18 protein-coding genes and 5 pseudogenes are annotated in these 23,149 nt (G+C 68.8%); 8 read left to right on the top strand and 15 right to left on the bottom strand.

From position 1 onward, the window contains the following. Window positions 1–352 precede the first annotated feature (352 nt). Window positions 353–1,378 carry a hypothetical protein gene (locus AB0E78_RS40060; protein ID WP_361844093.1) on the bottom strand — a complete coding sequence of 342 codons (1,026 nt, stop codon included), beginning with the start codon at window positions 1,376–1,378 and terminating at the stop codon, window positions 353–355. Window positions 1,379–1,681: 303 nt separating this feature from the next. After that, window positions 1,682–3,619, bottom strand: a complete 1,938-nt coding sequence (gene mobF, locus AB0E78_RS40065; protein ID WP_361844095.1) for a MobF family relaxase — start codon at window positions 3,617–3,619, stop codon at window positions 1,682–1,684. Window positions 3,620–4,574: 955 nt separating this feature from the next. On the opposite strand from mobF, the gene AB0E78_RS40070 reads away from it, so the two are divergent. Together AB0E78_RS40070 and AB0E78_RS40075 are read left to right on the top strand one after the other, a co-directional pair. Further along, entirely contained in the window at window positions 4,575–4,724 is a 150-nt protein-coding gene (locus AB0E78_RS40070; RefSeq protein ID WP_361844098.1) for a hypothetical protein, read from the top strand. A gap of 61 nt (window positions 4,725–4,785) precedes the next feature. Then, window positions 4,786–6,270, top strand: coding sequence for a helix-turn-helix domain-containing protein (locus AB0E78_RS40075; RefSeq protein ID WP_361844100.1), 1,485 nt, complete (start codon window positions 4,786–4,788; stop codon window positions 6,268–6,270). A 240-nt stretch (window positions 6,271–6,510) separates the two neighbouring features. Here the strand turns inward: AB0E78_RS40075 and AB0E78_RS40080 are convergent, their stop codons facing one another. The 3 genes from AB0E78_RS40080 to AB0E78_RS40090 form a co-directional block, all read right to left on the bottom strand. Further along, a complete protein-coding gene (locus AB0E78_RS40080; RefSeq protein WP_361844102.1) occupies window positions 6,511–6,747 on the bottom strand; it encodes a hypothetical protein in 237 nt (78 codons plus the stop codon). Between the two features lie 214 nt (window positions 6,748–6,961). After that, window positions 6,962–7,219, bottom strand: a complete 258-nt coding sequence (locus tag AB0E78_RS40085) for a hypothetical protein (protein ID WP_361844105.1) — start codon at window positions 7,217–7,219, stop codon at window positions 6,962–6,964. After that, window positions 7,209–7,439 (bottom strand): hypothetical protein, encoded by a 231-nt coding sequence (locus tag AB0E78_RS40090; RefSeq protein ID WP_361844108.1) that lies wholly within the window; start codon window positions 7,437–7,439, stop codon window positions 7,209–7,211. Before AB0E78_RS40090 ends, AB0E78_RS40085 begins: the two co-directional genes overlap by 11 nt. A gap of 317 nt (window positions 7,440–7,756) precedes the next feature. On the opposite strand from AB0E78_RS40090, the gene AB0E78_RS40095 reads away from it, so the two are divergent. Then, window positions 7,757–8,329 carry a hypothetical protein gene (locus tag AB0E78_RS40095; protein WP_361844110.1) on the top strand — a complete coding sequence of 191 codons (573 nt, stop codon included), beginning with the start codon at window positions 7,757–7,759 and terminating at the stop codon, window positions 8,327–8,329. Between the two features lie 121 nt (window positions 8,330–8,450). Here the strand turns inward: AB0E78_RS40095 and AB0E78_RS40100 are convergent, their stop codons facing one another. The 5 genes and pseudogenes from AB0E78_RS40100 to AB0E78_RS40120 all read right to left on the bottom strand — a co-directional run. Beyond that, window positions 8,451–9,008, bottom strand: a complete 558-nt coding sequence (locus tag AB0E78_RS40100; RefSeq protein ID WP_361844113.1) for an XRE family transcriptional regulator — start codon at window positions 9,006–9,008, stop codon at window positions 8,451–8,453. Window positions 9,009–9,023: 15 nt separating this feature from the next. Beyond that, window positions 9,024–11,294, bottom strand: a complete 2,271-nt coding sequence (locus tag AB0E78_RS40105; protein WP_361844116.1) for a helix-turn-helix transcriptional regulator — start codon at window positions 11,292–11,294, stop codon at window positions 9,024–9,026. A gap of 628 nt (window positions 11,295–11,922) precedes the next feature. After that, on the bottom strand, window positions 11,923–12,546 hold the full coding sequence (locus AB0E78_RS40110; RefSeq protein ID WP_361844120.1) for a restriction endonuclease: 624 nt from the start codon (window positions 12,544–12,546) through the stop codon (window positions 11,923–11,925). A gap of 1,173 nt (window positions 12,547–13,719) precedes the next feature. Further along, window positions 13,720–14,064 carry a hypothetical protein gene (locus AB0E78_RS40115; protein ID WP_361844228.1) on the bottom strand — a complete coding sequence of 115 codons (345 nt, stop codon included), beginning with the start codon at window positions 14,062–14,064 and terminating at the stop codon, window positions 13,720–13,722. Between the two features lie 366 nt (window positions 14,065–14,430). Then, window positions 14,431–14,580 (bottom strand): annotated as a pseudogene (locus tag AB0E78_RS40120) (IS110 family transposase); the annotation flags it as partial. Window positions 14,581–14,775: 195 nt separating this feature from the next. On the opposite strand from AB0E78_RS40120, the gene AB0E78_RS40125 reads away from it, so the two are divergent. Continuing rightward, entirely contained in the window at window positions 14,776–16,011 is a 1,236-nt protein-coding gene (locus AB0E78_RS40125; protein ID WP_361844123.1) for a hypothetical protein, read from the top strand. 247 nt (window positions 16,012–16,258) lie between these two features. Here the strand turns inward: AB0E78_RS40125 and AB0E78_RS40130 are convergent, their stop codons facing one another. From AB0E78_RS40130 to AB0E78_RS40145, 4 genes and pseudogenes are all read right to left on the bottom strand, one after another. After that, window positions 16,259–16,543 carry a hypothetical protein gene (locus AB0E78_RS40130; RefSeq protein ID WP_361844230.1) on the bottom strand — a complete coding sequence of 95 codons (285 nt, stop codon included), beginning with the start codon at window positions 16,541–16,543 and terminating at the stop codon, window positions 16,259–16,261. 248 nt (window positions 16,544–16,791) lie between these two features. After that, a pseudogene (locus tag AB0E78_RS40135) lies at window positions 16,792–16,917 on the bottom strand (TerD family protein); the annotation flags it as partial. 141 nt (window positions 16,918–17,058) lie between these two features. Continuing rightward, window positions 17,059–17,328 (bottom strand): annotated as a pseudogene (locus AB0E78_RS40140) (transposase); the annotation flags it as partial. Next, window positions 17,324–17,548, bottom strand: a pseudogene (locus tag AB0E78_RS40145) (transposase family protein); the annotation flags it as partial. The pseudogenes AB0E78_RS40145 and AB0E78_RS40140, both read right to left, overlap by 5 nt. 330 nt (window positions 17,549–17,878) lie before the next feature. On the opposite strand from AB0E78_RS40145, the gene AB0E78_RS40150 reads away from it, so the two are divergent. From AB0E78_RS40150 to AB0E78_RS40160, 3 genes are all read left to right on the top strand, one after another. After that, complete coding sequence (locus tag AB0E78_RS40150) at window positions 17,879–18,211, top strand: hypothetical protein (RefSeq protein ID WP_361844126.1); 333 nt, start codon at window positions 17,879–17,881, stop codon at window positions 18,209–18,211. Between the two features lie 68 nt (window positions 18,212–18,279). After that, on the top strand, window positions 18,280–20,505 hold the full coding sequence (locus AB0E78_RS40155) for a tetratricopeptide repeat protein (RefSeq protein ID WP_361844129.1): 2,226 nt from the start codon (window positions 18,280–18,282) through the stop codon (window positions 20,503–20,505). Between the two features lie 811 nt (window positions 20,506–21,316). Then, window positions 21,317–21,766: a hypothetical protein gene (locus AB0E78_RS40160; protein ID WP_361844132.1), complete on the top strand. Its 450-nt coding sequence runs from the start codon at window positions 21,317–21,319 to the stop codon at window positions 21,764–21,766. A gap of 37 nt (window positions 21,767–21,803) precedes the next feature. Here AB0E78_RS40160 and AB0E78_RS40165 read toward each other — a convergent pair. Then, window positions 21,804–22,334 (bottom strand): annotated as a pseudogene (locus AB0E78_RS40165) (transposase); the annotation flags it as partial. Between the two features lie 105 nt (window positions 22,335–22,439). Between AB0E78_RS40165 and AB0E78_RS40170 the strand changes: the two are divergent. Further along, entirely contained in the window at window positions 22,440–23,129 is a 690-nt protein-coding gene (locus tag AB0E78_RS40170) for a hypothetical protein (protein ID WP_361844135.1), read from the top strand. Window positions 23,130–23,149: the final 20 nt, after the last annotated feature.

The following is a 23,149-nucleotide window of genomic DNA, read 5'->3' on the forward strand; positions in this document are numbered from 1 at the left end:
TGAAGCAGGCGCGGTAGGCCCGACCACCACAGGTCACAGACGCCGCGCCTCCCAACGACACACGAGCACCGCTTCGTACATCCCCGCTCCATGCCTACGTTCCCCCGCGCACTCGGTACGCACCGACCGCACCGGATGCCGCGCATCGAGTTCCGACAGTTCGGTGCGTTTCTCCTTGACCCCGGCCACGGTCAAGGAGAAACACGGCAGTGCGCACCCGGGTGGACGCACGACATCGTCACCGGTGATGTCGTGCACTCGTCGGTGTGCACCGGCCGCTGAGTGCACCGCACCGGGTGCCCTCAGCGGCCGGCTTCTCGCCGCGGTGCAGCCCGATGGCCGGGGGTGCGTTCTATGCGGCTGAACGCTGGTAGTGGGACGGCAGGGCCTGTGCGAGCCAGTCGGGGGTGGCGCCTGCTCCCACCAGCCGTCCGCACTCCTGCCCTGTGTCGCGGCCGACGCGGGCGCGCCGGAAGTGGATCCCGATCTCGCCGCGACGGCCTCCTCCCGCATCGAGGGTGTACCAGCAGTTGCGCTCTGCTCCCTGGTCGCAGTCGCACGGCTTGCACACGCAGTGCTCACGGTCGGCCCTCAGCGGCATCCCCCATACCGGGTGGGTCAGGTACGCGAGGAGCGCCTCATGGTCCATAGGGACGTCGTGCTCGTAGCGCAGCTCGAACTTCCAGCCCAGTCCGTGCTGCCAGTGCCTGACGCAGTACGGCTTGATCACGGTGTGGAAGAGGGCAATGCGGCGCAGCAGGCCGCTGGCAACCCACGCGTGGTCTGCTCGTTCCTCCTGGCAGGCGTGGTCTGCGGCCAGGTAGTCGGACTCGAACGAGGTCAGCGCGGGCGCGTCCCATAGGGGGACAAGACGGCCGTCGTGGCATGAGGTGCGGTGTGTGGAGACGATGGTCCGCCACTGTGTGGGGGCCGGTCCGGTGAGGGTGACGCGGGCGTCGGTGCCGACCAGGCCGAGGTGGAGACCGGCCGCGTCGATCCCGAGAAGCCTGATCCCGGCGATGCCTCCCGGGGCTCCTTCGTCTTCGTCAGGCCCGGTGTACTGGGTGGGCAGGAGAGACAGCAAGGAGTGCTCCGGCAGGGAGTGCTCGGGGCCGAGTTTGGGATCGAGCTCCACGACCAAGTGGTCGGCGCCGGGGCGGACATGGGCGACGCCGGCGGGATGGGCACAGTAGTCGGTCGTGCCGCCCAGCCGCTCGAACACGGCTGCCTCCAGGCGGGCCTGGTCCCGGCTGACGGCTGCCGGAACCGGCTCCTGCACCTGGAGGGCTTGGAGGTGCTGGAGGCTGGGCTGGTGCCCGAGGCCAGTACATCGGGCACGGTAGCGGGCCTTCTGGTTAAGAATGTCGCCGTGGCTCATCAGCGTTCCTGACTGCGGACCGTCCGGCCCCGGTACGCACAGATAGGTGCGAGCGGGTTGCGCGGTGTGGCATGAGGTCGGGGCCTGGCTCCTTCGCATCCGCCGGTAATGCATGAGGGCGTCTGGCCGGAGAGCGCCCTGCGGATGCTGGCCCACCGAGAGGGCCGCCCAGCAGTCTGCTGCCGTGGCGGCCCGCCGGTACAACTGACGGGCCGCCACGGCAGCTCATTCATTCGTCCGAGTGACGGCTTCAACGGACGGGCTCGGTACGTGCCCGGTGGATGCTCGGCATTGCGCAGCCAATCAGCGGCCGGCTTCTGGCCCGCGGTGTCGGTCCGGCTGCTGGGGGCGGTGGGCCCGCTGGTCATCCTCGCGCGCCGGGCGCGGTGCGGGGGCGCCCTCTGAGTTGGCGTACTTCTTCGTCCTCGCGGCGGCTCCGTCGACGGCCTTCGTGACGGCGTCCGTCACACGGCGCAGCTGCTCGGAGGTGAAGTCCAGGGCCTCCACGTCCGTGCGTGATGCCTTCAGGGCCCGCAGCGCCGCCACGTCGACCACCGACCGGGGCTTGTCCTCCGTCTCCGGACGGTCGGGGTTGGCGTCCTGGCCCGCGAGCAGCAGTTCGGGCATCGCGGCTTGCTGGTGCGCGGCGACGTCGTACCCCCGGCCCCGCACGACGGTGGTGCGCAGCTTTGCCCGCAGCGCCGCGCCAGCGAGGACGGCGCGGTCGTAGCGCAGCGGGACGCGGGGTATCTCCCACTCCCCCGCCCCCTGTCCCGGCGGCCGGGGATCGGCCAAGGCCGGTGCGCCGGGGTCGGCCGGAGGCAGTCGGTCCGGGTCGGGGACAGCGGTCGGCGGGCGCCGGGCAGATACGAGATCGGACAGCGCCCACCGGGCCGTGTAGAGGCGGTAGTCGGCCTCCAGGCCGCGCACGGTCTTCGGCTCGCTGATGTCCAGGCAGTGGGTGGAGATGGCGGCGGCCACGATTTGATCGTCCAGGCCGGGGTCGCGGCGGCGGCCGCGCAGGACCAGGGCGAGATGGCGGCAGGCTTCGGCGAGCAGGTGCCGGCGGTGGAACCGGCCGCCGCCGTTCATCACGAACACCACCGCGGCGACGTCGACCACGGCGGCGACCCGGGCCCAGATCGCGACGGCTGCGGCGCGGGCGCGCTCGAGGAGCGAGTTGATGACGTCGGCGGCCACCTTGGAGGTATCGATCGCGCTCTGCTTCCAGTCAGCGCGCAGTTGCGCGAGCGCCCGGGCCTTCTTCTTGGGCGGTCGGGTCTTGTGGGCGGCCATCCGCATCAGTTCCACCCGAGCCCGCTCTGAGACCGCGGACAGGTACTTCAACTCGCCCTCGTCATCGACGGCGGTGACGTACTCGTGCTCCAGGTCCACCAGGCAGGCGGCGATCTGCCCCCCGCGGCTGGCGGTCCACCGGATCAGCTCGTGCGGCACACCAGCAATCTCCATGACGGGGCGGCGGCCCGCGGAGACGGTGCGCGGCTCGGTCGCCAGCCCCAGCACCTCACAGACCTCAGCGGCCACGACCTCGTTGTAGAGCGAAGACGCGGCGACCGTGTTCTCCAACACGATCTCCGAGTGGATCGACCCCCACTTTCCGTCCAGACGCTGCCCCTTCACCGACAGCAGCACATGATCGTGAAGCAGCGGCATCCCGGAGCGTGCCTCGTAGTGACGGAAGCGGGCCGCGACCAGATCGCCGGGCGGCCGGGCCCTGTAGATGCCGTCCTTGCCGTACCGGATCACCGCCGACTCGTCCTCGATCCACTCCAGCACCCGCTCGATCGCACGGTCGTGCGCGGCCTCGATCACCCGCCGCGTCTCCTCATCCCCCAGCGCCCACAACAGGTAGATCGTCGGCTGCGGCCGGAACACGAGATCGAAGCCCGTGACGTCCACCCGGCGCCCCAGAGCGCCAGCTCGCAACGCCTGCTCCGGGGACTTCCCCGCGGCGAGCTCTTCGGCCTCGATCCGGTCCGCGTACGGGTGTCGGCCCCGCTCGCCGAACAGGTTCTGCAGCTGCGCCTCGGTGACCTCCACCCCCGCGCTGAGCCCGAGCACGGCCAGGCCGCGGCCTATCCATCGCCCCGCCGGGACACCGGCCTCCTCCTGGGCCTCGCGCAGCGGCGTGCGGGCCGGGCGGCGGCCGTCGCCGACGACGACCTGGCGCAGGTAGTAGCGGTACATCTGGCCTGCTCGAATGATCGCTATATCCATCATGGAGACCACGCCACACGGCCCTGACCTGCAAGAAAAGGCCGGACAGTCGTACGTCCCGCCAGGGGGGAGCAGCGGCCGAACTTTCTTCCCCGCGTTCCGTCAGGCGGGTAACGGCTCCGGCCGGCTCGGGAATGTCATCGCTCTCCGGCAGCCCTCACATCACGACCCGTACGACACCAACAAGCACCACTGAGCACCACCGAGTGCCAAGGAACGGGCACCACCAAGGCACTGCGCAGATGTGTGTCTGCGGAGAGGTATGCCAGGGAGTCTTCGTGAGCCGCTGGGCCGGCGTGGGCAAGGAGTGTTCTGGCGCCGCTATGGGCGGCGCCAGAACGGTGAGCTTGTCCCGCGGCAACGGGGCGGCTCTGTCTCCTGGGTGACTGTGTTGCCCGCAGTACTTCGGAGAGCCCGCTGGTGGCCGTGAGGCCGTGCAGTCAGGCACGCACAAAGATCAGGCATGTCGGCGCGAAGGTCAAGGCTGGGACGCTGGCGCGGAAACTGGGGTGTCAATTCCCCTCCCGAGCTGCGCAGATGTGCGTTCCGGCATGTCCGAAAGCAGTAGTGGATCGCGGGACACTCCTGCGGATTGTCACCCTCGGTGACGATCATGGTGGTCGAAAGGTGGGACACAACTGCGGAAAGAGGCCCGCCTGACCCTCCTTGAACAGGCACGATCCCCGCCGGAGGGTCGCAGCGGGGCCAGACCGGCAAAGGGACACATCTGCGGATTGCGTGCCCGGCGGATAGTGCTGGGCGCCGGGATGCTGCAACATCAACCACCCGGGCGGCGGCAACCGACCGGTGCATCACCAGCACAACCCGCGGCACCATCAACTGAGCCCGCAGTACAAGTAGTTGAGTCCCGAGCGAACAGTTAGGCGATAAGTTGAACAACCATGCAACGTGCGGCACGTCGCGTCCTCTTGCTACGCCCGAGGCAGCCGTCCTCATCGTGATCATCATCGTCGCGGCTGCCCTGGCCGCCGCCGGTCTGCCGGCCGTGAGCGTACTCGTCCTGGTCATCGAGGCCGTCTCCCTCGGCCGCGTCCTGGTGAGGCTGCGGCGCGGCCGTACCACCGCGCCGCGGCCCGCACAGGCCTGACCGTCCGATGGCGCGCCGCGAGAACCCGATCCCCCGGTGCAGCCGGTCGCTACTGGCTCTGGTGGAGTGGCTGCGTAAAGGCAGGGCTAATGCCGCTCTGACCTACGAACAGCTCGCCTCTCGTACCGAGTACAGCGCGGACACCCTCGCGCGCGCCGCCTCCGGGCGCAGCGTTCCGCAGAACCCGGCCGTGGTCCTGGCCTACGCCGCGGCTTGCGGACTCAGCACGAAAGACGCCGAACGGCTGTGGAAGCACGCCCGGCGCGACGAGGCCCGCACTCAGGGCGTGTTCAGCGGCCACCACACTGGAGTGCACATCAGCGTCGTCAAGGACTTCGCTGATCTGCACTCCGCTCTCGTCGATCTCCACCACGACGACGGGCGGCCGCCCCTTCGCTCTCTCGACGCCCGTTTGGGCGGAGTGGGGCGGCTGCCGCACAGCACCGTCGGACGGGTCCTCAAAGGCAGCTCCACGCCGAGCCGGACATTCGTCGCTGCCTTCGCCGAGGCTTGCAACGTCCGCAGAAGCGAGCTGCCCGAGTGGACAAAGGCCTGGGACCGTGCGGACGCCGACCGCCGAAGCAGCCGGCTGCGCTCACGCAGACCCGACACCGCACAGTGGACCCGCCACGACCGCGTCACGCCCAGGGACCTGCAGCTCCTGATGAGCGAGATGGAGTCGACTTCGCGCAAGACCCCCGCTCTCAAGCTCACGGTCCATGTACCCGACCCTGCGTCCTCGGAAGCAGAAGCCGCCGCGCGGATGAGCCGTGAACTCCTCATCGACCAGGCGCAGCGCCGCGGAGAGCTCGCCTGCCCGCAGTGCCGCCGTCCCTCCTTCGGCTACAGTGATGAGGGCGGCTGGGCACCGCAATTGTGCTCCAGCTGCGCGCGGGGTGTGCAGCACGAGGGTGATCTCCCCGCCTCCAGCGCCGACGCTCCCAGGCCTGAGCTGCACAGGCCCGGCACAGGCCCGGCCAACGATTCTGCCGCGGACACTCCGACACTGTTCCTGCGCATGCCCACGCCGGGTGCCCGGCCCCCTCTGCCCCAGCGGAAGGCGATCGGGTCATGGCCCCATCCGGCCACACGGCCGCCCGCACCGGCGCTGGACGCCGACCAGATGCGCACCCTGAACGAACCGGCGAGCCCGCAGCCATTCATCCCGTATCGCGGCACTCCCCGCGCTTTCAGGCCCCGCCCGACGCCGGCTTTTCCACCGGCGGCCTGCGAACTGGGCAGCAGCTGCCCCGAGCACGGTGAGGCGACCCCGACCACCGGACAGCAGCAGAACGATCAGCACCCGCCGGCCCAGCCGCCGAATATGCGCATCCGCATGAACATTCCCGGCTCCAGGCCCATCCCGCCCGCGGCCCTGCGCCCTCCCAGCGCAGCGGCCACATGCCAGCCCCAGCCGAGCACACCCAAGAGCACGCCGACAGGCAGAGAAGGTCAGCCCGACGCCCAGCATTCCACTCACCACAGCCAGGCCAGCGTGGAGCCAACCCCGCGCCGTCGCCCGGACGGGACTCCACCGGCGTCGTGACAGCCCAGTTCGACGCTGCGAGCGTGTACCGGTCCCAGCCGGCAGCGGAAGAAGATCCCAGTCACCTCAACGCATTGGCTGTCCCTGCCCCTTGGCCGCATCACGTCCGTGCGTGGGGAGTGGGCGCAGTCAGGCGGTACACCACAGCAGGCACGGCCCGGATCACGATGCAGGAGCACCTGGCATGCACTGACACCGGGCAACGGTGCTTGCCGTCCCTGCCAGTCGCCAACTACGTCCTCACGGGGACCAGTTGGGGGTGATCATCCGGTCTGCTCTGGCGTCGGTGCTCGCCGTGCACCTGTCGGAGGCCGACGAGTGGGAGTCCAGCCTGGTCAACGACCTGCGGGAGATCTCCCTGACCGAGCCGCCGCGCAGCGTGCTGTTCACGCTGATGCGCGCCGTGCTGGACCTGGCCCGCGAGGACACCCGCCCGGGCGTGCCGTTGTCCGTGCGGCTGCGGGGGCTGGACAACAAGCTGCCGGCCTGCCCGGTGGCCGACCGGCTGCGCGCCATCGTTTTGCTGGAGAGCTACGACCGCGATCGGACAGACGCGGCGTCGTCCGGCCCCTGGTGGGAGCAGGCCGCGCCACGTTGTCCCCGTGCGATGGCGACATGGTCACACCCTCGGCTGTGGGGAGCGCTTGCAGTGCCCGGACCCAAACAGGTCCGGGCACTGCTGTTTCCACGGTCAGGCTTCGACGTACGACACGATCGTGATCGTCCGCAAAGCGGTCACGTAGTAGATCACTCGGACCCCGTCGATCTCGTCTATGTAGTCGCGCAGCAAGGTTCCCGGCACCGCGGTGCCGATCTCCGGGTTGACGCTGATGGCGACGATTACGCGGTCCAGGCGGTGAGTCTCGCTCGCGTTGAGCTTGGCCAGCTGGGTGAGCGCGGGCTCCACCAGGATGACCTGGGAGCGCCGCGCACCGTGGTCAGGCGACACGGGGCTCGCCGTCGGCGAGACGGGCGAGGTGGGCGTCGCGGGCGGTCTCCCACGGCACGCCGGATTCTGGCGAGGGGTAGCCGTGTTCGGCGATGTCCTCCAGCACGGAGGCGAGGACGTCGACCCGCGCGCGCTGGTCGGCCGCGTACCTGCGGACCGATTCGGCGGCGGATGCGTCGAGCGGCTGGCGGTCGGGCGCGGTGGCTGGCTCCTGGCTCATCGAGGGCTCCCGGGACGTCATTGGGCGTGTGCCATCACGGTATCGCCGGGGCGCCGCAACGGTCTGCGGTACGGACGAAACCCACTCGGTGACACCCCGGACCCAGGTGCGCATAGCCACCTGGGGAAATACGCAGTGTGACTGAGCACTTCAGTTGGCCATTGAGTGCGTCGGTTGGCCACGCTGATCCTCTCGGTGTCGGCCTGAGTGCCGGCAGCAGGCGCCGGAGCATCCATGGGCCTCCGCCTCACGTGTCGCTGCCCTCATCAAGGGATAGGAACTCGGGATGCAGTTCGTTCCGCTCAAGGGGGAGAAGGATGAGTCTCGCCAGTCAGGCACTGCCTCTCGTTGGTGTCGCCATCGGCGCGGTGGTGTCCCTGGCTGTCTCCGCCGTGAACGAGCGCGCTCGGTGGCGGCGCCAGCAATCCGTCCGATGGGACGAGCGGCGTCTCAACGCCTATGCGGAATACGCCCATACCGTCAAGCAACTCAGCAGCCGGTACACGGGGCTAGCCATCGCTCGGGGCCTCATTACCGGGCCGACACCGCTGGAACCAACCGATGAGGTGCTTAAGGAACTCGCAGCAACAGAGGCCCACCGATCGGCGCTCGCAGAGGCCCTCTGGCTCCTCGGCGACGTGGACAGCAATACCGCCGCCGTCAAACTGAACCACGCGCTCTGGCATATCGAGTGGCTGGCCCGCGGCATACCCACCACCGGCATCGTCACATGGCCTGAGGCGTACCTCGAGTTCCGGAAGGCGCGCACGGACTTCCTGAAGGCCGCGCGCTGCGATCTCGGCGTCCGAGGGGCGCGGATCGCCCACGACGTCCCATGGCCTCCACCGTGGCGCCCCTCGAACGACACAGGAGCGGGCAGCGGGCCCTGAGCCGACGGCCTCACCAGACCCATCGTTGCTGAGTACCACACTGGCCAACTCAAAAGCTTAGTGGCCAACTGAAGAACGCTCAGTCACATCGCAGTCGACAGGGCTCGCGGGTGTTCGAGATCTACAGGTCGAACTCGAGGTGTTCGATGTCGGTGAAGCGGACCTCTTCCAGGCTGCCGGCGCGGCGGCCGCCGTCTTGGAAGTAGACCTCCTTGAGCGCCTGGGCCGCGATCTCCTGGAGCTGGTCATCGCTGGCACCGGTCTCCTGGGCCTCGAAGAGGCGGGCGGCGAAGCGGGGCGGCAGGGCGACGGTCAGGTGCCGGATGCGGTCCTGGTCCGACGACCCGATCGGCGCGGTGTAGCCCATGCGGGCGCGGGCGTCGATGACGATGCCGCCGCTCTCCGCCGCCTTCTGCCTCGCCTTGGCCCGGATCTGCGGCTGCCAGCGCTTGGTCACCTCACGCTCCAGGCGCGCGGCAAGGTCCGGGCGCGGCCTTTTGGCCTGGCCCGCCACGTACCGCTCCACCTGCCGCTGGGACATGTTGAGCAGGTCGGCGACCGCCTTTGTGCCGCCGAGCTGTCTGACCATGTACCGCATCTGCGGGCCCGCTGATTTGGGCGTGGGGCGGGTGAATGCCTTTTGCACCGCCTTGTCCAGGCCCTCCCCGAACATGCTCATCGCCTGGGTACTCCCCTACTCGCCGTGGTCGGCGTCGGTGACGGTGCCGTCCTTGATGTACCGGGCGAGGTTGAGGTCGGGGGCGTTGAACCGCTCGCGGACCTCCTCGCCCCACAAGAGGGGCTGGGTGCCCTCGTGCTTGACCAGGCCCGGGTTGATGCCGAGCTTGAAGCCGCCGGGCAGCGCCTTGCCGTCCCGGTAGGGCAGGAAGTCCAGCGGGCTGGTGCCGCCTGCGGCGTAGACGACGCAGTCGGACAGGATCGCGATGGGGTACTGCCCGGTGAACGCCGCGTGCTTGACGATCTTGCGGTGCAGGTTGATGCGGGTGCGGGCGATGACCGCCGCGCGGATGTCGGGCCGCCACGTCGGGCGGGCAAGGGCCCGCCACGGTTCGCCCGGCCGCCAGCCCTCGCCGCGCGGGCGCTCGCGGAGCTTGCCCAGGCCGCCCTTCACCGTCGCCTTGATGGCCGAGACGACGATCGCCAGCTGCGGGTCGCGGCCCTGGTAGCCGTCCATCGCCGTCAGGAAGCCGGCCGGGGGCAGGTCGGCGTCGACGCCGAGGTCGGCCATCGTGGCGAGGTAGGCGTCACGCAGGCGGTGGTACCAGCCGTCCAGGTAGCGGCCGCTCTCGTACCTGACGTACGCCTCCAGCGGCGTGACGTCGTAGCCGAGCTCCACCGCGTAGGCGACGGTGGGCGTCGCATACCAGGCCGGACCCGTCGGCCGGTCGCCTTTCGGTGTGAAGGGGCTGGGCAGCAGCGAGCCGTCCAGCTCCACCCACTCCTTGGCGACCTTCACCCGGGACAGGTCGACGTGGGACAGATCCACCAGCCACGAGCCGGGCAGCTTCGGGTCGAAGACGGGGGCTGTGACGTGTGTCGGCTCCCCCAGACCGACGGTCAGCCCGTTGGCGCCGGCAGCGAAGGCCATGTTGACGTCGATACCGACCAGGTGGCGCAGGGTGCACTCGGCATCGGTCATCGGCCGTGCCCAGTCGTAGGCCTCCTCGAACAGCTTCTGGGCCGGTCCGCGCACGTGGAAGCGGGGCAGGTCCTTGAGGACCGGGTGCCCGTCGGGGACCTCGCACGGCGGCCAGTTCATCGGGTCGATGGCGTCCTTGCCCAGCGAGCCGGGGTTGCGCTCCGAGGTGCGCTTGCCGTTCTCGTCGGGTGCGGTGGCGCGGGTCGGCGGGTGCAGTGCGGTCATCAGCTCCAGGCCGGTCACGGCGGTCGAGCCGCGCGGCGTCATCACCCGCGCGGCGTACACGCCCAGCACGCGGGCGAGTTCCGCCGGCGCCAGCTGTCCGGCCTGGCCCCAGTGACGGGTGTCCAGCGCGTCCCACGCCGGGATGCACAGCTGCACGCAGGAGCGTTCGGAGCCCTGCGCGGGGCGGTAGATCCGCGCCCACGGTCCGAGGCCGCGCTTGGTCAACTGCCATTTGGCGCGAGCCAGTTGCTTGATGACCTTGTGGCCCTCCGGGATCCGTCCGGCCAGGCGTTCCTTCTCGGTGAGCGTCGCGGGAAGGCCGTAGCGCTCCAGGGCAGCCTCAGTGAGCACGATCAGCGGATCGGCATCCTTACCCGGCCCGGACAGCCGCGGCGCGCCGAGCTTGGCCTCCTTCAACGTCCAGTCCACCAGGGCCGGGATGCACTGGGCGGGCACGTCCAGGACCAGGCCACCGACGCAGTACGCCAGCACCTGACCCTCTGCATCGACGTCAACGACCGCCAGCGGACCGTTCTCGAACCGCTGATCAACGCCGCCTTCCGGGGTGCTGGCCGCATCCGCCGTCCGCGCGCCGGGACGGCGCGACGCCGAGGGCCTGACGGTGCGTTCCGGGCGGGGCGTCGCCGATGCCAATGACGACGTCCCTGACGCGACCGGAGCAGTCTCCACGGGATCCGAAGCGGGGACCTGCGGCTGCACAGACGCAGGCCCGACTACAGCCCCGGAACCCAGGTCTGCGGATACCGGCTCAGCTTGCGCCGGGCCGGGCACACCGGTGGACACGGCGGGCGCCGGGGCGGCCGGCTCCTGTGCTGCGGGGTAGAGCTCCGCCAGTTGCTTGAGCAGTCGTGCATACGCTTCACGCTCCGGACCGCGCGGTTCGGTCGGCTTCTTGACCGACTCCCATGCCGATACCGTGGCCCGCCGCACCTTCAAGGCGGCAGCGACCTGATCCAGCGTCAGACCGTGCGCCACCCGCAGCCGCTTGCGCTCCTGCACCGACGGAAGCGACGCGCGAGACGCCACAAGCGCATCGACCGCATCGAACAACTCAGACATCGACTACCTCCCGCCCCACACCCTACGGCCCAACCGTACTGATGGCGCACACTTGCCGTACGTGTCGCGTACGGAAGTGCCGCTTCGGTCGAGACCGTCACCTGCCGGCATTCCCGCCAAAGCCACCGGGGCAACTGGGCAACTGGGCAACTGGGCAACTGGGCAACCGTGAGTCAACGGATGGCCCCTACGCCGCCAGCACGCCGCCGTGGCCACTAGTGGGCGGCTTCAGTCAGCTAGGCCAGAAAGCCGGCGAAGTCCTTGCGGACATGGAGGCGGCGGGTGACGCGGCGGCGCAGCTCAGGCACGTGGCCGATAACACCGACAGTCCAGTGGGGCCCGCAAAGGGTCCAGGACCTCAAGGACGGCATGCAGGGCGCCTTCGCACCCCTGCGCGGCCGCCGGATTGACCTGCCCTCACTCACCGCACGCACAGCGGTGCACACCCTGCAGCCAAACCGCTCACGACTGGTTTCAAGGTCATTGAGGACCGTAAGGACCCGGCCCCCAGCACGTGCCGACAGTGTCTCGATCGCCCGTGGTTGAGCGGGACCCGCCACCTTTGCCGGGTTACCTTCAACCACGGGCTTCACACCCGTTGCCGCCGCTTTGACCCTGCGGTTTTCTCTCAGCTCAGCGGTGTGGAACGAGATGGGGGCGGGACCTTGGGCACCAGCTCCCACAGCGGCCGGGAACCCGCCGCCCAGTCCGCCAGCACCCGGCGATCCACCAGGTGCATATGCAGCTGCCTGGCCAACGGAGCGCAGCGGACGGAGAAGCGCCCGTTCGTCACCACCAGCACGACGTTTGCCCCGTAGAGCTGGCGGGCCGTGCCGTTGACGCGCTGCAGATCGGGCGTGCCCACCGGCGAGCCCTGCGCCCCGTTCCTGCGGTGTTTGCACTGGATGACCCACTTGCGGCCCAGCGGATCGGTGGCCAGGACATCCGCGCCGTTGTCCCCGGCGCCGCCGATCTGTCGCGCGTCCGCGCAGCCATCGCGCCGCATCAGATCCCGTACCGCGTACTCAAAGTCCCGGTGATGCAGTCCGTCGATCTGCGCGATCTCGTAGCGCAGCGCCTGGCGCTGGACGTCCTGCCACCGGGCCCGCCGGCGCCGCTGCCGCACGAAGGCCAGCCCCGCCCCCACGGCCGACAGAGCCAGCACGAGCAGCACCCACCCGTGCACCAGCAGCCAGTTGACCACCGCGAGGAGGAGCCAGAGAGCCGCAGCGCCGGCGATAAGGACCGCCACGACCTGGGCCTGCTGCCGCTGCTGCCGCCTGATCGCCCGCCGCCGACGGGCGGGCGCCCGCCGCCTCACCCTTCACCGCCCCGGGCAGGAAAGCGGATCGGGCAGGAGACCGACGGCTCCGGCACCGGCTTCTTTGGCTGACCGCTATTGGGGAACGTGATCGGGTACTGCGCCGTCTGCCGCGGACGCGGCGCGTACTGTGTGCCCCCACCTTTGCCCCCCGTCGGCGCCACCGTCGCCGATGCCTGTCGCCGCCACCCCCACAATCGCCAGGACCGCCATGTCCTTCCGCGCCCCCGCGGCCCACCGACAGTGCCCCCGCACCCGCGTTCCGTCGCCCTTCACATACGACTCGATATACGGCACCGCCACCCCCTCAGTCGACCGCCTACCCGCCCAACCGACCATGCTTGCACCCACCACTGACAACCCGTCAGCCCTTGATCACGCCACGTGATTCCAGCCAGGCGCAACCACACGCCGGCCACGACGAGATGCCGCCGACGAGCCACCCTGCGAAAAAGGGGAAAACCAGCAGCGATCTCACAAGCGGGCAGGCGGTGATCAGGATGCGGGCGCTGCCCGCCCCGACCCCCTCCTCCCAGGACACCAACGGTCAGCCGTCCGAGCGCCCCCGGTGCACCGGTCACCGTCTGACGCGGACCAATTTCATTGCGTGGCACGGTGCTCGAAGGCCTACGGCAATCTCCTGCCCCCCGGCATCCGCTATTCGGCCCCTGCCTCGCCTACGCAGCCAGAGGGTCCCCCTGCGACCCGAACCCCCTGCAGGACCCCGGAACCAACGTGCCCACCAACGCGCCCGGCCCGTGCGGATCAGGGCACACGGCCCGCCACCGCCCCCCCTTCTTCGGACATGTGACTGTGGAGACCTGAGCGGGAGTCGTTTCGCGATGTGTTGGGGAGCCACTGAGCGCCTCTCGGCATGAACAATCACGATGACTTTTGATGTCACAACCACAACCGGCTCACGAAGCCGATACGATCGCGTGGGGACTGGTGGAGTTCGGCGAAGCAGGTCAGGACCGCGCGGGCGTATTCGGGGTCAGCACAGCCCCGGGCAGGAGGGGGGCTGATACACCGATGCCAGCGGACAGCCCCTCCCATAAGGCCACTTGACCGCTTGACAGCTCGGCGCCGAAGCGCGCCCCCTGCTCAGATGCGCAGCAGCCGCTGTGTGATCTCTCGGTACTGCCTCATCGCATGCCGGAGTTCGTCCGACTGTGTTTCGGCGTCATGGTCCTGCCAGCCGTCGTGGAGAGCGCGCCGTCGTTTTGCGAGAGAGCTCGCGAGATGGGCGGCGGCTTCATCGAAGATGCCCTCAGCCTCTTCCAGCGCCTCGAGCGGGCTGTCGGCGAAGTTGTTGAGGGCCTCCTGGAGTCGCAGGGTGAGCCGGTCCCGTTCGTCCGTCGGAAGCAGCGACTCCGGGCCTAGAGCGCGGCGTTCAGTGGAATCCCGAACCTTGTCCGGCGGCTGTTGAGCACGTGCCTGGTCGTACATCATCGTGTGTCGCTTCCCTGTGCGTCGTGTCGGCGAAGTCGGAACGAGCCCACTGAGCCAATGAGCAACGGGCTGATGAGTTGTGGGCCGACGAGCTGAGGGCCGATCAGGAACCCGGATCGGCGGCGGGCCGTGGGAGCCAGCGTAGTGCGGCGCGCAGACGGCCCGCACCATGCCGGCCCCTGGCTTCCAGCCGGGTTGCCGCCCTTCGTCGGACTCGGACCTTGGCCGCAAGGCCGACCAGCCTTGCCCCGTCGGTGGGACGGCCCACCTGATCCCTTCGAAACGCGCCTCCCTCATCCCTTGCGGGTGGCGCACGGGCGGGCCCGTTGCGGCTAGATGGAGGCGTAACAACCGCAAGGAGTCTTAATGACGAAGACAAGCCGCCTGCGCGACCGGCGGGGCGGAGGTGCAGACCCGGTTGTCGCGCAAGAGCGCCCACAGGACGCCGGCCCGCCGACGGGCGAGAACGATGACGGCCTGGATGTGTTTGCAGCCCTCTCCACGCTTCTTGAGGGCAGAGCGAGCGCGCCTGACATCGCGCTGCGTTCCCGTACCGCCTTGACCACGCCGAGGTCTCTCGGCTCTTCCAGCTCGGTCACGTCCTGGGAGGCCGGTGAGGAAGACCGCGCCGAGGATGATGCGTCGGCCGTCCGGGGCTACCGTGACCGCCTGGCGGGCGCCGGGGAACGCATCGGCGCCCTCGCCGGAATGACACTGTCGCACTCGGGCCAGTCCGTGTCGATGTGGATTGGCGGCCATCAGTCCAAAGCACAGGTCAGGGCCATAGCCGTCGCCGCTCTCTCGGAGAAGCTCGGCCGTCCCACCACGCACGAAGAAGCCGGTCTGACTCCCGCCGTGTCCGCTGCGGGCTCTCAACCAATCGACACTGTCGAGGAGTTGATTGACCTGGGAAGGGCGGATATGGACCCCTCACGACGTGGCGTGCTTGCGGCTGGCGTGTTCTCGGCGGCGCTGGCCTTGCCCGTCTTCACCGGCTCCGCGGCGCACGCGGCCGAGCCTGTGACGCCAGGGAAAGCCACCACACGGGTCGGCGGATCGCAGGCCGCTTCGGTGCGCCGGACGACCGTACGGATCGCGGACATCCTGGATGAGGACGGCGCCGGGCACGCGCGGCCGATGGCGGCGGCGTTCCTGGTGAACACGGTGGGGCCGTGGATGCGGGCGCAGGCCTCCGAGCAGGTCGCGGCCGACATGAAGGCCGCCGCCTCCGACCTGACGTATCTGACCGGGTGGATGGTGGTGTACGAAAAGGACCATGCCGCCGCCCAGCGCTGGTACCTCAAAGCGCTCTCCCTGGCGGACGAGGCCGGGGGCCACGTCACCTACTGCCGCACACTGCGAGGCATGTCGTTGCAGATGACGTCGTTGCGGCACGGCGCGAAGGGGCTGGAGTTCGCCGACAGCGCGGCCGGGGCCGCCCCGCACGCCGGGCCCCGCCTGGTCGCCTTCCTGCGCGGACAGCAGGCCCACTCCGCGTCCATGGTCAAGGACCGCCGCCTGGCCCATACCCGGCTCACGGAGGCCGACACCGCGCTGTCGAAAGCCGACAACCGGCGCGACGCGGTGGGCGGCTACGACCGCACCGCCTGGCTCTTCCATCTCTCTCACATCCGCTACGAGGAACGCGATCTGTCCGGCAGCATCAAGGCGCTGCAGGACTCCATCAAGGTTCAGCCCGTACAAGAACGCCAGGGTCGCGTCCACTCCTACGCGCTCCTGGCCCAGCGGCAGCTCACGCTGGGGCACCTGGACACGGCCTGCGCGTCGTGGGGGCGCTTCCTGGACGAGTACGAGCTGGTGTCCTCCGCGCGCGGCGACGAGCATTTCGCCACGATGCGCACCAAGATGCGCGCCCACGCAAGGGCGCGGCCGGTGAAGGAGCCGGCGGGCCGTGCGCGGGAAGTCGCCGCGCACAAGGCCTGAGCACCTACGCGAAAGAGCCCCGCAGGAAGCTGTCGGCAAACCTGCGGGGCTCTCCTGCATCCTACGGCGGCATCCGAGCGGCGGAGGAAGGGCCGTTCCTCACCTTCTCGGCGCGCACCTGCACCAGCGGGCTACCGCGCCCATCCCCTCGCCCAGCCCCCACTACCCCTACACGCCCTGGCACGACGCCCGGGCTGCCTGGCTGCCAGACCTCGTGACCAGCCGCTGCGCGTGGATGCGCGTCGACTCACTTCCGGTGTGTGGTGGCGAGGGCCGCGGTGAGGGTGGCGCCGTCGTGCTCTGCGCTTGCCCAGGCGATATCGCCGTCGGAGTGAACGAGAGCGGCGCGGACATCGGTGAACTCGGCCGCTGGCTGAGACCGGGCGGCGGTGTGGACGTGCAGTCCTCGGCGCGCGTACCCGGCGAGGCGGCCGCTGCCGGTGGGATCCAGTAGGAGGTGGCGGTCGACGCGCAGTAGCGCGAACAGGCCGGTGTCACCGAGGGCGAGGTCGGGAGCCCGTGTGCCGGTCAGCGGGTGGCCGCTGGGGGTGGTGGGCGGGTAGGTGACAGCGAGGCTTGAGTCGGGCCCGGGCCCGGGCCCGGTAGAGGTCCTGCCGCACCGCCGGTTCCGTCATGTCCAGCGCCCTACTGATTTCGGGGTCCCAACCGAAGGCGCAGCCGGAATCCGGCCACCATGCGTGGCTCGCGGGTAGGGCGAAGTCCGATACATAGACCGCTCAGCTCCGGTTCTGCGAGGGCTGCCCGGCGGTGAGGCTAGCCCACGTCGACTCCGTGTGCTCTGGCCAGGCCGTCGAGCCCGTCGGCCCAGCCCTGTCCAACTGCGCGGAGCTTCCATACCCGTTGGCCGTTGGAGGACCGATGCCGGTAGAGCTCCGCGATGACCATAGCCCGGATAGCGGGGTCGGCGGGTGGCTGAAAGGTCCAGGTGGCTATGGCGCATCCGATGGAGAGTTCTGTGTGAGTGAGGGCGCCGCACGTCAGTCCGGTGTCGACGTCCATATTGATCACGTCGGCGAACCGGTCCAGAGCGGCCTCTTCGGTGGGAGCGGTGTAGACGGGCTTGAGAAGCCTCGCGATCTTGTCCCAGTCCTGGCGGGCGGCATAGCGGAAGGAGTTCCGCAGCAGATGCACCACGCAGGTCTGCACGATCGTCTACGGCCAGACGGTCTCCACCGCCCCGGGCAGGCCCTTGAGCCCGTCGCAGACCAGCATGAGGGCGTCGCTGACGCCGCGGTTCTTGATCTCGGTGAGGATGTGCAGCCAGTGTTTGGCACCCTCGCCGCCGTCGCCCGACCACCACCCGCCGACCGTCGATCGGCAGGTCGGCGACCGTCCGCCAGTGATAGCCGTGCACCCGCCCCGACAACACTCCGCACACCGGGCAGACCGCAGTCGATCCTGGAGTCAGTGCCCTCACAACGACGCGCTCACCCTCGTCGACCACCTCCTCGATGACCAGCGGGGATATCCCCGAAAACACCGTTGCCACAAGCTCGTTGAGACTCTCCACGCTCACATCAACCACCTATGCCACTCTGCGTCACCACCGAATGTGAGACAGGGCCGAACGTCTTACAGTCCCGGCTCCGTCGAAAGGAGATACCGGGCCCGGTCCCAGAATGTGCATCCGTGGATACGCTATTTCACCCAGGGGTACGGGGGCCGCGGCCGTGTGGAAGGCCGCTCTGAGGGGGATCTCGTGTTGGATCAGGCATTGATTGCTTTGGCTTCGACGGCCGGTGCGGCAGTGGTGTCGGCTGCCGGGACAGATGCGTGGGCGGGGTTCAAGGTACGAGTAGCCCGCCTCTTTGGCCGGGGCGGCCCATCAAGTGTCAACCAAGGGGCCTTGGACCGCCTTGACCGGTCAGCCGCCGAACTCGAAAGCGCCACCCCTGAGGAATCCGATTCGGTACGGGCTGGGGTGGCGGCCTCCTGGCGGACCCGGTTCGAGGACCTGCTCGAAGAACTGGACGAGCCCGACCGTCAGGACACAGCCGGGCAACTGCGCGAACTGGTGGCCCTGGCCCAACAGGCCACCAGCGGTGTCTCGGCCGCTGACGACGGGATCGCCATCGGCGGGAGCGTCGACCTCAAGGCCGACCACGGTTCAGTAACCGGTCTGCGCATGGGGGACGTGGCCATCGGAAACCCTCCGCCGCCGGGCCCGAATTTGGGCTGACCGCACCCGGTGTCAGTCAAGCCCCGAACATCACGGCACAGACCTCGCTTTTCGCACAGGGCCACAGCATGGTGGTCGGCCGCGCCGAGACGGTGAAGCACTACGCCGCGCCGCGTGCCGCGGTGTCCTGGCCGTACCTGGTGGGCCGGATCCCTCGGCAGGCGGACTGCTTCCAGAACCGGGGCGCAGTCGGCTCGTTGGGCGCGGCGGTGGCCGAGGGTGGTACGGCGGTGCTGTGTCAGGTCCTTGCGGGGACCGGAGGGGTCGGCAAGACGCAGCTCGCGGCCCATCACGCCCGGACCGCCTGGCAGGCCGGACGGGTCGACCTACTGGTCTGGGTCACCGCCGCCACCCGCGAGGCGATCATCACCTCCTATGCCACGGCCGGCACCATCGTGCTCGGCGCCGACCCCGACCGCCCGGAACAGGCCGCGGAGGAGTTTCTGGCCTGGCTGGAGCCCAAACCGTCCCCCATCGGCAGCGGGAGTACGGGGTGCCGGTGGATGGTGGTGCTGGACGATCTCATCGACCCCGCCGACCTGCGGTCCCTGTGGCCACCCGCTGACAACCCTCTCGGCCAGACCTTGGTCACCACCCGCCGCCGGGACGCCGTGCTGACCAGCGGTTCACGCCGCCGCCTCGAGGTTGGCTTGTTCACCGAGGCCGAGGCCCGCACCTACCTCACCGCCGCCTTGACCGCCCACGGCCGCACCGACCCGCCCGAGCACATTCATGCCCTAGCCCGCGACCTCGGCCGTTTCCCTCTGGCCCTGGCTCAGGCCGCCGCGTATCTCAACAACGCCCGCTTCAACGAGGCCGATCCGCAGGCGGGCTTCCTGCCGATCGGCTGCCCGTCCTCCTGCCCGCAACCCTGCACCCGGGCGGAGTGCGTCACCTACCGCAAGCAGTTGGCCGACGGAGCCCGCCCCTTGGACGACGTCCTGCCCGAGCCCGCCGCCCTGCCCGATGACCAGGCCGCCACCGTCGCGGCCGCCTGGTTCCTGTCCATCGACCGCGCCAACAACCTCCGTCCGGCGGGCCTGGCCCGCCCGATGCTGCAGCTGACCGCGATGCTCGATCCCAACGGCATCCCCATCACCGTCCTGACCAGCCCGCCTGCCTTGACCCACCTCACCGAACAACGCACCACCCACGAACAGAAGCAGATCCCGGCCCAAGTCACGGCCGAGGACGCGGTCGGCGCACTGCGGGCCCTGCACCGGCTGAGCCTGCTCGACATCACCACCGACCCCGGCTCCACCAGCACCCATCGAACGGTGCGGGTCCACAACCTCATCCAACGCACCGTCCGCGACCCCCTGGCCCCCGACCGCTACGGCCGGCTCGCCCGCACCGCAGCCGATGCCCTGCTCGCCGCGTGGCCTCATGGCACAGGTCTCGATGTCGTCGCCGAAGGTGACGTGCTTCGGGCCAATGCCGCTGTGCTGGTCCAGCACAGCGAAGGAGCCTTGTACACCACCGCAGCGCACCCGATCCTGCGCCGTTATGGAAGCAGCCTATGGGACAGTGGCCAAGCGCAAGCTGCCTTGGACTACTACCGGCACCTAGCCGACGCCGCCCACCAACGCCTCGGCCCTGCCCACCCCGATTGCCTGGCAGCGCGAACCTCTCTCGCCCACCTGAGCGGGCATATGGGAGACACGGCCGGGGCCACGGCCGCTCTGCAGAAGCTGTCAGAACAAATGCTGCAATGGCTGGGCCCCGACCACTCGCGAACCCTGCATACCCGCTACCTCCTGGCGCACTGGTGCGGGGAGACCCTAGGCGCGCCCCTGGCCGTGACCGCACTTGAGCAAGTGCGCGCCGACCAGAAACTAGCCCTCGGGCCCGACGATTCCGACACACTCAGCACACGCCACCTCCTCGCGCACTGGCGAAGAGAAGCCGATGACGCGGTCGGCGCGATAGCGGACGGCGAGCAGCTCGTACGAGACCAGACACGACTGAGAGGTTCAGGCCATCACAACACGCTCGCCGCCCGATCACACCTCGCGGCTGCCCGGGCAGCCGCAGGAGACGAGCGGGCAGCCGTAACCGAGTACGAGAAGATTCTGGCGGGAAAGTTACGGCTGTTCAGCCCCGACCACCCAGAGGTCCTTGATGCGCGAAGGCTCCTCGCCTCCTACCGATGGAAGGCGGGGGAGACCACTGACGCGGTGAACGCACTCGCGGCAGTCTTAGCTGATGAGGAACGAATAATGGCTCACGATCACGCTCGGATCAGCCGTACTCGTGGCCTGCTCGAGGAATGGCTCGCGGTATTGGAGCCCTGAAAGAGCGTTGGGCGTAGTTCCTTCGGAGGGGCGGCGATGAGCTGGCGTTGCGCTAATCGAGGCGGGCAAGGCGCAGATATATGGTAAGTGAGTGCCGCAGGCCGGTCGCCCCAGCTGCGGTCAAGACCAGCTTGAAGGCCGCCGCTGAGGAGCTCCGCCCGATCGATATGGCCGGAGGGGTCACGCGTCACTTATGAACCCGCTGGACTGTGCTGATGGGGCCGTCCCTCCAAAGGAGCTACACCCAATGCCGAACGGAGGTTGACGTCCAGCACCCGCGTCTGCCTCAGCGTCCCTCCTTGAGGCTGCTCGTGCCTGACTGGGCTTCGGTGATAGTCGCAAGCCTCATAGCGGCCGTCGCCACCCTCGCGGCCCTTCTGGCGCTGATCGCCACGGGTCTCCAAGCCGCTCATTGAGGAGAGCCAGCGAGAGTAGACCGCCGGGTCGGCAGTGCCGCATACCCGTACGAATGCTGCACCGTCGCGCAGCGCCGACGGCGGTTGCTGTGAGCAGCTGCCTGTCGCTGGCAGGCCGGCCGGCCAGAATCACGCGTTCGCGAGATCCGGATACATCCGACACGGAACCCGTGCGCCGGCTTCTGACGGCAAGAGAGGTAGCGCACGGGTTCTGGTCCTGAGGTGCTCAGGACCGGCATGGTTGACGGTCCTTCGCAGGAACGGACAGCCCTGCCGCGGCGGAGGCCCCGGCCGCAACCCCGCTACGGTTCGGGGCTGTCGGCGCACCCCATATGATCAACATCCTGGCCGTGGCGGTGTGCCCGCGCTGGAAGCCGTGCGGGAGGGGAAAAGACGTGCGCAAGAAGGTCGTTGGAGTCACTGCGGCGATGGCGGCTGCGCTGCTGTTCGCTGGGTGTGGCAGCGGGGACGACGGTGCGAAGGCCGACGCGGGCAGCTCTGCCACTTCACCGACGGGGTCGACGAAGCCCACGTCCAAGTGGGGCAAGCCGAAGACCTACGAAGTGACCGTTGCGGTCGAGGGCAAGGGCAAGCCCAACGTCCTGTACATCACGGACACCAATCATTCCGCGCAGGTCTCTCTCCCCTGGAAGAAGACCACCGACGTGACGCTCGAGGGCGCCTACCTCAAGCAGGGCACAACCGTGTCCGTGTCGTCCCAAGCCGTACTGACCCCCAGCGGATCGTTCGACTTCCCGCCCTGCAGCATCAAGGTCGACGGTAAAACCGTCGCCGAGTACGCAGGAGGCGAGTCCGCGAAGGGCTGCAAGTACCACCTGAAATAGCGGGGAAGCTACAAGACCGTGTCCTACGTGGAGGCGGTTGCTGGGTGGTGGGACGGCCGTCCCCGCGGTAGCGGCTCGTTGCTCGGCGGATGAGCATGCGGAGCGTGACGAGAGCGGTGGCGAGGTGGAGGTAGAAGTCCACGGCCTCACCGTTCCTCTCGGTGCAGCGCCGGAACTTGCCGTAGTCATTCATCCATGAGTGTGTGCGCTCGGCCACCCAGCGCTTGCCTGCCTGGAGCGGAGCCGGTACTCCCTTGCGGGCGATCTCGGCCGTGCACCCCAACTCTGCTATCAGTGCGCGGGACTTGGCGCTGTCGTAGCCGCGGTCGAGGTCGACATTGACAGCGTCCGGCAGCTGGCGGATTTGATCCTTGGCAGCTTCCAGGGTGGGTCCGAGTAGGCGTGAGTCGTGCCGGTTGGCTCTGTCGGAGACGATCCCGAGCGGGACACCGCAGCTGTCGGTGGCGACCGAGCGTTTCAGCCCCTGCTTGCCCCGGTCGGCAGGGGAGCGCCCCGCCTTGTCGCCGCCGGACGGGGCCTTGGTGATACAGGCGTTCCTGGTTCCCTCAAAGGTTGCTCAGAAGATCTCTCAGTGATCGAGTGCGACCACGGAGTACCTGTAGGTTCCTCTCGACCAGCCTCACCAGGCAAAAGAAAATATCGAGGGGGAACCATGCGCAAGGTATCGACCAGACGTGCGCTCATACCGGCTGCGGCCCTTGTCCTCACCGCCTCATTCGCGGCTACTGCCAGCGCTGAGGAATCGATGGATGCGCCCCCGGAGGACGTCAGCACCGAGCAGATTGCCACCCAGGAGACAGCCGACAGCGCAGGGGAAAGTCCCACCATGTCGGCCGAGGAGGCAGCTGTCGAGGACAAGCTCGATGCTCTGCCCGAGGCAAGCGACGACTCTTCCGCGCCGCCCAGGTGCGACAATCCGTACAAGAAGTGGTACAAGACCACGAGCAAGACGAACTATCACGTTCCCGCCCGCTGGAACGGGACCACCTTCAAGGACGGCCCAGGCGGCACCATGAAGGTCAAGGTCGAGAAGTCCGGCAAGGTCGGCGTTGAGCTGAGCGGCAGCATCGAGGCGAGCGCCAACGCCATCATCGCGAAGTCCAAGGCGACCTTCGGTGTCAAGGTGTACGGCGAGGTGGGCGTCACCATCGGCCACGAGTACAGCCACGACATCCCTAGCCGTAAGTATGGGCACCTGCAGTACGGCTCGTGGGGCTACAACGTCAAGTGGACCAAGTACGCCACGAGCGCCGACCGTTGCAGCAAGGTGAAGCTCGGATCAGGCACAGCGAAACTTCCCACCAAGTCAACTGGCTGGCGGTTCTGGACAACAAGCTCATGAGAAGCCCGCAACTGTCCCCG

This window comes from Streptomyces sp. NPDC032198, from assembly GCF_040636975.1.
GTDB lineage: Bacteria > Actinomycetota > Actinomycetes > Streptomycetales > Streptomycetaceae > Streptomyces.